The organism is Pseudoalteromonas sp. S558, from assembly GCF_005886635.1.
GTDB classification, from domain to species: domain Bacteria; phylum Pseudomonadota; class Gammaproteobacteria; order Enterobacterales; family Alteromonadaceae; genus Pseudoalteromonas; species Pseudoalteromonas aliena.
Genome location: NZ_PNDU01000473.1, coordinates 1 through 636 on the forward strand (window position 1 = coordinate 1; position 636 = coordinate 636).

Genomic DNA, 636 nt, shown 5'->3' on the forward strand with positions numbered 1-636 from the left:
GATCATCTGAACGAAAAACCCGAAGACGGCAGAGACACTCCCCCTCGCCGTGAATATAACGCGTTTAACCAATTAAGCTGCTTTAATAACAACGGCACGCTCACGCAATACGACTACGACCCACTCGGGCGACGTATAGCCAAGCATACTGAGCACGGTAAGATTGACTATATTTGGGATAACGACCAGCTAATCGGTGAATGCCAACACGGCGAATATACTTGGTATATCAACCTACCGAATCAATTTCACCCAGTAGCGCTAATTAAAAAAGGCGAGGTGTACTACTACCACCTAGACCAACTGAATACCCCACGTTTTGTTACCAACAACAAAGCAGAAGTCGTGTGGGAAAACCAAGCCGATGTGTATGGTTATGAAGAATCAGAGATAAGCAATACAAACACCTTTACTCAGCCAATTCGTTTTCAAGGGCAATATTTAGACGAAGAAAGCGGCTTACATTACAACCGTTATCGTTATTACAGCCCCAAACAACAACGTTTTATAAATCAAGATCCGATTGGTTTAGTCGGTGGCATAAACCATTACCAATATGCGCCAAATCCAGTGAATTGGGTGGATCCGATGGGGTTGTTGTGTAAAGAGGGTGTGAAAAAGCTTTCTAAGATGATT

The 636-nt window shown here is 43.4% G+C and carries 1 protein-coding gene; it reads left to right on the plus strand.

Features of this window, described 5'->3' with window-relative positions; genetic code table 11:
* On the plus strand, positions 1 to 636 hold a 636-nt coding region (locus CWB66_RS20940; protein ID WP_138586957.1), incomplete at both ends, for an RHS repeat domain-containing protein.